Genomic DNA, 9,718 nt, shown 5'->3' with positions numbered 1-9,718 from the left:
AGCTGTAAAGAATTATTATATGCAATCTGCAGTGATTAATTATTTAAGCAATTAGTAAGTGAAGAGTGAAGAGTGAAGAGTGAAAAGTGAAAAGTGAAGAGTGAAGAGTGAAAAGTGAAGAGTGAAAAGGGAAAAGGGAAAAGGGAAAAGTGAAAATTTAAACGTCTTTGCGAGGAGGCACGACGAAGCAAACTGTTGATGGTTAGTGCAAATGAACTTGAGATTGCTTCGCCTTCTTCAAAGGCTCGCAATGACTTAAATTAAATGAAAATGGAAAATTCAACTTTCGACAACCGACTAATTACAACAGAAAACCCATAACAGAGACCTAACACAAACAAAACATAGAACAATGAAAAAATACATCATTTACGTAGCAATCCTAATCAGTGGACTCGCGTTGGGTTACCTTTTCTTCGGAACGGGGGATGGGAACAAGGAAAGTAAGGGGACTGAAACTGCCGAAGGACATGACCACGAGGAAGATACTCAAATGTGGACCTGTTCCATGCATCCACAGATCATGCAACCTGAACCTGGCGATTGCCCAATTTGCGGAATGGATCTTATCCCGACCGATGCCAGCGCAAATGGGCTTGGGGTAGATGAATTTAAAATGACAAAAAACGCCATGGCTCTTGCCAATATCCAGACCATAACCATTGGTGGTGGCGAAAATCTGGATAACTCGATCAGCCTGTCTGGAAAGATCCAGGTAAATGAAGAAGCCAATGCGGTACAGGCAGCCTATTTTGCCGGGAGAATAGAAAATTTGAATGTTAATTTCACTGGTGAGAGCGTGACCAGAGGACAACTTTTAGCGACAATTTATTCTCCGGAACTGGTTGCTGCGCAACAGGAATTGCTTACCGCTGCTAAATTAAAAGAAAGTCAGCCAGCCTTATATAAAGCTGTTCGCAATAAACTGAAATTATGGAAACTTACAGAAGATCAAATCAACTCCATCGAGAACGCGGGACAGGTAAAGGAAAATTTTCCTGTCTTCGCTACGGTTTCCGGTACCGTGACTGAAAAATTAGTGCAGGAAGGAGATTATGTAGCTAAAGGCGAACCTATGCTGAAAATTGCGAATTTAAGCTCAGTATGGGCTGTATTTGATGCCTATGAGAATCAGATTGCCACTTTAAAAAAAGGGCAGAAAATTAAGGTAACTACCAACGCTTATCCCGATAAAGAATTTGAGGCAACAGTTTCATTTATTGATCCCGTTTTGAATACTTCACGAAGAACGTTAATGGTAAGAGCGGTATTAGATAATAAGAATGATATTCTAAAACCTGGAATGTTTGTAAAGGCAACAATCGAAACCAGTGGGGAATCATCCTCTAAATCTATATTAAGTATTCCAAAAAGTGCCGTGTTGTGGACGGGTGAACGTTCCCTGGTCTACGTAAAGACGAATCCTGAAGAACCCGTTTTTGAAATGCGGGAAATCAAACTTGGAACTGCAATGGGTGATTCTTATCAGGTTATTTCAGGGCTTGATGGAGGTGAAGAAATTGTGGCTAATGGGACTTTTACTGTAGATGCCGCTGCCCAATTACAGGGTAAAAAATCGATGATGACCAAAACAGCAATGAAAGAGCAGTCTTCTAAAATGGAAATGCAGTTACCCGATACTTTTCAAAAGGATTTTACTAGCGTACTGGCTGTTTATTTCAATTTAAAAGATGCATTTGTGGACTCTGACGTTGAAAAAGCAAAAGCACTCTCTTATAAAATGCTTAAGGAAGTAGAGAGTTTAAAGATCGATAATCTCGGCGCTATGGAAACTAGCCATATCAGCAAAATAAAGAGCATGCTGGAGGCTATTTCAGAAAATGCAAATATCGAGAACCAACGTGACCATTTCATAGTGCTTTCAGAAAATATGATCGCCTTTGCTTCCAATATGAAAAATCTGGATAAAACGATCTATTTACAGCATTGCCCAATGGCAAATAATAATAAAGGTGCAGACTGGCTAAGCCTTTCAGAAAACGTTGAAAATCCATATTACGGTGAAGCCATGTTAAATTGTGGAGAAACAACCAAAACCTTATAAATAGACTTCTTAAAAACTGAAATTATGAAAAAACTAAATTCAAAGCTTTGGCTTCTCTTTATCATACTCATTTTTGCTCCTGTCAGGAAAATAAAAACGAGCCTGAATTGGAAAAGGAAACCATGAAAATGGAAAATAAGGATTCGGTTTTATTAAAAGCAGAAGAGGAGGCAGTAAGAAAACATATGAGAAGCTACAAATCTGCATTGGAGAATTTAACGACAGAAGGTACTTTTCAGCTCTTTGCAGATTCTTCAAGGGTATATGAGTCTGGTGGTGTGGAAGGGACCTATAAAGAATATATAGATCATCATTTAGGTCCTGAGCTGGGCCATTTTGAGAGTTTTCGTTTTTCAGATTATGAGCTTGATGTGGATGTGGACCTTCCTTACGCTTTTACTACTGAAACTTATATGTATACCATAGTTCTCAATGAGAAAGAAGGCGAAAAAACAAAAATCCAGAAGAAAGGGGTGGCAACCTCGGTTCTAAAAAAACAGGGCGATGAGTGGAAAATTATAAAAACCCACTCCTCTTCCAGAGACTATAAACCAAAACAATAAAATTTTAAGAGATGAAAAAGATATTAATAATAGCAATTATATCAGTAATAAGTTATTCAGGTTTTGCACAGGAACATGATCATGGAGCAGACGGGAAAACTAAAAGTGAAGCTACAGAAACAAAGAAAAAGGTTATGAGTCCGCATACCAGTGCTATGGCTATGGTGGGGGATGCCCATGTACATATAGATTATTCCTCCCCAAGGGTGCGAGACCGAATCATTTTTGGTGGCCTTGTAGGCTACAATAGTGTTTGGCAATCTGGCGCTCATAATGTTACCTGGTTGGAAACGAACAAGGATCTTATTTTTGGTGAAAAAAAACTACCAGCAGGGAAATATGCGTTTTTTACTGTTCCGGGAAAAGATATCTGGAAAGTAATGTTTAACAGTCATTGGGATCAGCATGGAAAGGACGAATACGATCCTTCGAAGAATGTTTTGATGCTGGAGGTAAAGCCTGAAAATCTTGAAAATATACAGGAAGAATTGGAATATACCGTAAATAAAACGGGGGATAATAAAGGAGAAATTTCCCTGGCTTGGGAGAAAGTGCTTCTAAAACTACCTTTTCAGGTGAAAGACTAAGAATAAAAACCAATCAAATTATGATCGTAGAAGTCTTTATCAAAAATATGGTTTGCGACCGTTGTATAAAAGTGGTAAGGAATGAATTGGGTGAGGCCGGAGTGGAGGTAAAGGATGTAGAATTGGGGCGGCTGGTTTATGAGAGTACTAATAAAACCGAAGACGTAAAAAAGCTGGATAAAGTTCTTATTGAAAATGGTTTTGAACTTTTGGAAAGTTCAGACAAAATTTTGGTGGAGAAAGTGAAGTTGAGCCTTATCAGGCTTTTGGAAAACTTGCCCGTTCAAAAAACAGGAACCCTATCCGGTTATTTATCTGAAAAAACCGACTGTGATTATTCCCGCTTGAGTCGAGTCTTTTCGTATACTGAAAATACCACTGTAGAAAAATATTTTATAAAGTTAAAGATCGAAAAGGTCAAAGAATTAATTCAGTCCAGAGAATTCAATTTTACGGAGATCAGTCAGTTGTTGGATTATAGCAACGTAAATCATCTTTCCCGGCAATTTAAATCTGAAACCGGAATGAATCTCACTGATTACAAATCTATTGATGAAAACTTTAGAAATTCTTTAGACCAAATTTTATAGAATTTAAGCGAAAATATGATAATCCAGGTTTTGGTTATACTCTAACTTGGAAAGTTGAACCAATCAAAAAAATCAAAATGAAAAACTTAAATCTTTTTAGACTTCTTCCTGTTTTCTTATTGATTTTCACCGCCTGTGTGGATAAAAAAGAAACACAATCTGTTGAAGTAAACACCACACAAGAAGTAAAGAAAGCTGAAAAAGAAACCGCAGATGTTGCCGACCAGGATTTTATAGATGGTATGACCGGAAAAATCTGGCATAATTACCTGGAAATTAAAATGGCACTCACCAATGATGAATCTGGCCAGGCAAAGGATGCAGCGAAAGGTATGTCCGATTCATTTTCTGAAGATCGTGCAGAATTAAAATCTATCGCTGCGCAGTTGGGAGACACTGACGATATTGAGGAGCAGAGAAGGTTATTTTCAAAGTTTACAGAATTGGCTGGGCCTATGTTTGAGGAAGCCCTTTCCGGTGGCACCATTTACAAGAAATTCTGTCCTATGGCTTTTAATAATGATGGCGCGTACTGGTATGCTGATGTAGAAGAGATTAAAAATCCATATTTCGGTGATAAAATGCTTAACTGCGGCTCCGTAAAAAAGACTATAGAAAAGTAAAATTTCCCAATTAACCTTAAAAACCCAATTAGATGAATTCAGAAAATAATAATAACCACAAGTCTGGTGGAAGCAATTATGGTAAGTTTTTCCTTATGCTCGGCCTGTCTTTTATAGCTATGTATATCACGATGTACATGAATACATATGAGTTTGACCATGTATATTTTAGTTTAACCCGCTTTTATATGACGTGCCTGGGAATAGCAGCAATGGCAGTGATCATGTTATCCCTTATGCTGAAAATGTATAAAAACAGGAAAAAGAATATTGCCATTTATATTGGTAGCCTGGTGTTATTTATTTCGGCCTTAGGTCTGGTAAGAGCACAACGACCTATTATAGGGGATGTTTTATATATGAAGGCGATGATTCCTCATCACTCAATCGCGATATTGACCAGTAAACGGGCTGATATTAAAGATCCTGAAACCAGGAAACTCGCCGAAGAAATTATTGAGGCTCAGAAACGCGAAATTGCCCAGATGAAGAAGATCATTTATCGACTGGAAAACGAGGAGAATTAATCTGAATATTTTACAGCTCTTAATATATAAGTAAATCTGTAAGACTGAATTAATAAAATGAAAGAGAAGTATATGAGAAATTTTTTCAAAATAAATCTGCTAGGTCTCTTTCTTTTGGGAGTAAGTACAGTTTTTAGCCAACAGGAAAGAGAAGCTTCCGTTGAAGGAAATGTTAATAATTGGCCGGTTCATGAATATAGTATTACGATAGATCAGGAAATGGTGAATAAAACCGGAGAGGCTGTAGAAGCCATGACCATTAATGGTGGAATTCCCGGGCCGGTGCTTGAATTTACCGAAGGAGAATATGCCAAAATCCATGTGACCAATAATATGGATGTAGAGACCTCGGTACACTGGCATGGCCTTTTACTCCCTAACTTTTTTGATGGCGTACCTTATCTTACCACGCCACCTATACTTCCCGGAGAAACCCTGACCTATGAATTCGCGCTAAAACAATCGGGAACTTACTGGTACCACTCACATACCGGTTTGCAGGAGCAAAGAGGAGTCTACGGGGCGATACAAATAAATCCCAAAGAGCCAGATTTTGAGTATGACCATGACCTGGTTTTAACCCTTTCAGACTGGATGGATGAGAAACCTCATAAACAGTTAAAGAACCTCAAGAGGGGTAATGAATGGTATCTTATTAAAAAAGGTCAGATCCAGAGTCTGAACAAGATCCTGAAAAAAGATGCGCTGGGAGCTAAATTAAAAATGAGTTGGCAGCGGATGCCTGATATGGCCATTTCAGATAATTATCATGATCTGTTCCTGGTAAATGGAAAGCCAGAACAGGAGTATCCTGAATTTAAGCCTGGAGAACGGGTAAGACTTAGATTTGTAAATGCATCTGCAGCATCCTATTTCTGGCTCACCTTTGGCGGTGAAGATCCGACGCTGATTTCTGCCGATGGATTAAATGTAGTACCTATAAAGAAAAATAAAACTCTCATCGCTGTTGCTGAAACCTATGATTTTCTTGTAACCATTCCTGAAAATGGAAAGCTGGAGATCAGGGCGACCTCCCAGGATGGTTCTGGGGAATCTGTTACCCATCTGGGAGAAGGACCAGTTTTAGCAGCTCCTGAAGTTCCAGAACCGGATCTTATCGAAATGATGAAAAGAATGATGTCTATGGATATGAAAATGGGTGCACCGGCCACCAAATTTCGACCAGGTCATCAGGATTCTATCAAGGTGATGAAAAAATACGCGATGGATATGGAGATGGGAGAAATGAATATGGACCATAGCAAGATGGATATGGGCGGGAAGGAACAGCCAATGAAAGGAACGGACCAGCATAATATGGATATGGAAAAGAAATCAGACTCCACCCAGATGCATGGAAACATGGGGCACAATCCAGGAAAGCCGGATCAGGAAGATCAGATGCCCGGAATGGAGAAAAAACCATTGCCAGCAGAGGTAGTTATAGGTGATAATATGAAAACCACGGGGGGTCCGCAGTTCAATTATGATTACTTAAAGTCTCCCGAAAAAACTACGATATCAGATGAACAACCTTTAAAAGAAATGTTGTTCAATCTTACAGGTAATATGAACCGCTATGTATGGAGTATTAACGGCGTTCCCCTGGCTGAAACCGATAAAATAAAGATTGAGCAGGGGCAAAAAGTACGTATTACCCTTAATAACCTTACCATGATGCATCATCCTATGCACCTCCATGGGCACTTTTTCAGGGTGATCAATGAACATGGTGAGTATTCCCCATTAAAACATACTGTGAATGTAGCTCCCATGCAAAAAACAGTGATCGAGTTTGATGCGAATGAATATGGAGACTGGTTCTTTCATTGCCATGTTTTGTATCATATCAATAGCGGGATGGCCACGGTAATTAGTTATAACACTCCCCGCGATGCACGGTTAAAAGAATTTCCGCTACAGAACCTTACTACGGAAGCAAATGAAATTTTCACCTGGGGAGAATTAATGGCTGGAAGCCATATGACAGAATTATATGCTACTGCCACGAATCTCAGGAATCAATTTACGGTGCGAAGTGAATACGGCTGGAATAGAAATCTGGAAGCCAGTCTGACTTATGAACGCTACCTGAACGATTATTTTCGACTTTTTGGAGGAGTAAATGTTGAAAATGAGAGAGAAGGTAGCCTCGAAGAACTCGAAACCACTGCTATTGGAGGAATACGATATTTATTACCCCTTTTGATAAATTCTGAATTGCGCATTGATAATAAACTAAGGCCGCAAGTAGGACTTAGTGCAGGATTGATGGTTTTTCCGCGTATCGGAATTTTTGGGGAATATGAATACCAGATGGATTTTGGATGGGTTAATGACCTGCCGGCAGGCTCAAATTTCGAAAATGAAACTACCTGGCAGGTGGGAATGGAGTACGTGGTGAGTAAAACAGTCCAGGTAATTGGTAGTTATGATAATCGTTTTGGGGCAGGCGCAGGCTTAGAAATCTGGTTTTAATATATTAATAATAATTTATGACAACTTCTATTTAAAGTTTATAGATTAAATGCATAGCATTGATTTTTAATCGAATAGAAAAAATAATTAAAAAAGTAATCATGAAAAATTTCAAAGCAATTGTTCTAGTATTAACGGTAGCAGGTTTAAGTTTAAACTTCACCTCCTGTAAGGAAAACAATAATGAAGAAGGTCAGGACCAAATGGAAATGGAAGAAAACAAAATGAACCATAAAGGCATGGATCACGATGAAGCAATGAAACAGCAGGATCATGATGCTAATAGTAAAGCTATGGCAACAAATGTTGAATTCGAAGATGAGAAAACACGAGATATTTTTCAGCATTATATACATGTAAAAACAGCACTTGTTAATGCCGATGTGAGTGAAGCCCAAAAAGGTGGAAAAATGCTTATGGATGCCTTCGGAAAGGAAAAGGCCGAAGCGCAAAGCCTGGCCAGGCAAATTCAGCAATCAGATAATATAGAAGAACAACGTAAATCGTTTTCCCTTTTAACAGTGGAAATGGAAGATGTTCTAAAAGGCTCGTTGTCTTCTGGAGAAGTTTATAAACAGTATTGCCCGATGGCTTTTAATAATCAGGGGGCTTACTGGATTTCAAAGGATAAAGAAATAAGAAATCCATATTTTGGGGACAAAATGTTAAAATGTGGTTCCACAAAAGAAGTGATCCAGTAATCTGTATACCTGGGAAAAGGAGGTGATGGTTTTAGTTTAATTAGTTGATAGCTTTATCACCTCCTTTTTAATAATCAATCATTAAATATCTTCTTTATGAAAAAAATATTTTCTTTGCTTTTACTGCTTATAAGCTTACAGGCAGTGCAAGCGCAACATGCACATACGAATGATTCTGTGCCTCATCAAGATGAAATTTCCCAATCACAGGAGGAGCATTCTGAGAATCACGCCGATGAAAAAGTGACTCCCCAATTATCTGGAACCGATGCTGATGTACGTGCAGATTTTGACAGGTTTCCTAACCTGCATCCCTTAATAGTACATTTTCCAATTGTACTTTTGCTTTTGGGTGGAATCCTGCAATTAATACAACTCTTTGTTCTTAAAAGAAACCTGGACTGGGTAATACTTCTATGTGCCGGAGCAGGGTTTATAGGAGCTTATGTAGCAGGAGTATATGCGCATCCTCATACTCATGATCTTAGCGAAACGGCAAAGAAGGTTTTAGAACAGCATGATATATATGCAGAATGGACCATTTATGCCAGTGCCCTGGCGGCAGTTTTAAAACTTGGAAGCCTATTTTTAATTAAAAAGAACCGCATTTTCGAAATTGTGGTCTTTCTTGTTTTGGGCTTTGCAGCTTACTCTGTATCTGAAGCAGGACACTATGGTTCTCAATTGGTTTATATAGAAGGAGTAGGACCTCAGGGTGATTACCTTGAATCTAAAGACGAAGGCCACAGCCATTAAATCTTGTTACATAAATAATTAAACCCTACTTAAAGAATGATCGTAAAAAGAAAAACAGCCATGAATATCCGAAAAGCTCACCGCTATTTGGGTATTTTTATAGGAATACAATTTATTATGTGGATGGTAAGCGGACTCTATTTTAGCTGGACGGATCTGGATGAAATACATGGCGATCATTTTAAAAAGGAAACACCGATTACTACCAGTTTTCAGAATTTAAAAGGACCTTCAGAATTGAAGCCCGATCTGGAAATTAACTCTATCAGTCTTCAGGAAATCTCAGGAGAACCCTATTACTATATTAATCAAGAGCTATTAATCAATGCTAAAACCGGGGAAAAACTTCAGGAAATAAATGAGCAGCAGGCCCTGGATATTGCAGCTAGGTATATGAAAGCTGATCTGGAAGTTTCAGATATAAAAAGAATTACAGAAACCGGAGAACACCATGAATATCGGGGAAATTTGTTGCCGGCTTATGTTCTATCATACAAAACAGATGAGAATTTAAAGGCGTATATTGGAGCTGAAAACGGTGACTTTAGAACCGTAAGACATAGGGACTGGAGGTGGTTTGATTTTCTCTGGATGACGCATACGATGGATTATGAAGGTCGAGATAATTTTAATAATACCATCCTTCGGGCTTTTTCATTGCTGGGACTCATTACTGTTTTAAGCGGATTCTTACTGTGGTATATTTCGTCGCCAACTGTAAGAAAATTGATCAAGCCCAAGAAGAAAAATAAGTTGTAATCATAAAAATTAAGAACTCTAAGTTCAATATATAAATGCAACTCAAATTAAATCATTGGGGGCTAGCCC

General features: G+C 38.5%; 10 protein-coding genes. All 10 read left to right on the top strand.

Features of this window, described 5'->3' with window-relative positions; translation table 11 throughout:
• The first annotated feature begins 352 nt into the window (after nt 1-352).
• The 10 genes from Q1K34_RS14375 to Q1K34_RS14330 all read left to right on the top strand — a co-directional run bounded on the left by Q1K34_RS14375 (nt 353) and on the right by Q1K34_RS14330 (nt 9,649).
• A complete protein-coding gene (locus tag Q1K34_RS14375) occupies nt 353-2,065 on the top strand; it encodes an efflux RND transporter periplasmic adaptor subunit (RefSeq protein ID WP_300440284.1) in 1,713 nt (570 codons plus the stop codon).
• 47 nt (nt 2,066-2,112) lie between these two features.
• Nucleotides 2,113-2,628: a nuclear transport factor 2 family protein gene (locus Q1K34_RS14370; RefSeq protein ID WP_300440281.1), complete on the top strand. Its 516-nt coding sequence runs from the start codon at nt 2,113-2,115 to the stop codon at nt 2,626-2,628.
• Between the two features lie 11 nt (nt 2,629-2,639).
• Nucleotides 2,640-3,215, top strand: a complete 576-nt coding sequence (locus Q1K34_RS14365) for a DUF2911 domain-containing protein (protein WP_300440278.1) — start codon at nt 2,640-2,642, stop codon at nt 3,213-3,215.
• Nucleotides 3,216-3,235: 20 nt separating this feature from the next.
• Nucleotides 3,236-3,805, top strand: a complete 570-nt coding sequence (locus tag Q1K34_RS14360; RefSeq protein WP_300440275.1) for an AraC family transcriptional regulator — start codon at nt 3,236-3,238, stop codon at nt 3,803-3,805.
• A gap of 77 nt (nt 3,806-3,882) precedes the next feature.
• Complete coding sequence (locus tag Q1K34_RS14355) at nt 3,883-4,428, top strand: DUF3347 domain-containing protein (RefSeq protein ID WP_300440272.1); 546 nt, start codon at nt 3,883-3,885, stop codon at nt 4,426-4,428.
• 32 nt (nt 4,429-4,460) lie between these two features.
• The gene (locus Q1K34_RS14350) at nt 4,461-4,955 is read left to right on the top strand and encodes a DUF305 domain-containing protein (RefSeq protein WP_300440270.1); all 495 of its coding nucleotides are present in this window, start codon (nt 4,461-4,463) and stop codon (nt 4,953-4,955) included.
• A gap of 72 nt (nt 4,956-5,027) precedes the next feature.
• Complete coding sequence (locus Q1K34_RS14345) at nt 5,028-7,433, top strand: multicopper oxidase domain-containing protein (RefSeq protein ID WP_300440268.1); 2,406 nt, start codon at nt 5,028-5,030, stop codon at nt 7,431-7,433.
• 101 nt (nt 7,434-7,534) lie between these two features.
• Nucleotides 7,535-8,134 carry a DUF3347 domain-containing protein gene (locus Q1K34_RS14340; protein WP_300440265.1) on the top strand — a complete coding sequence of 200 codons (600 nt, stop codon included), beginning with the start codon at nt 7,535-7,537 and terminating at the stop codon, nt 8,132-8,134.
• Nucleotides 8,135-8,230: 96 nt separating this feature from the next.
• Entirely contained in the window at nt 8,231-8,890 is a 660-nt protein-coding gene (locus tag Q1K34_RS14335) for a DUF2231 domain-containing protein (protein WP_300440263.1), read from the top strand.
• Between the two features lie 39 nt (nt 8,891-8,929).
• A complete protein-coding gene (locus Q1K34_RS14330; protein ID WP_300440383.1) occupies nt 8,930-9,649 on the top strand; it encodes a PepSY domain-containing protein in 720 nt (239 codons plus the stop codon).
• Nucleotides 9,650-9,718: the final 69 nt, after the last annotated feature.

Source organism: Christiangramia sp., assembly GCF_029937855.1.
In the GTDB taxonomy this organism is placed as follows: Bacteria; Bacteroidota; Bacteroidia; order Flavobacteriales; family Flavobacteriaceae; genus Christiangramia.
Note: the sequence above shows the minus strand (reverse complement) of the source record. Positions and strands in the feature narration are given on the sequence as shown.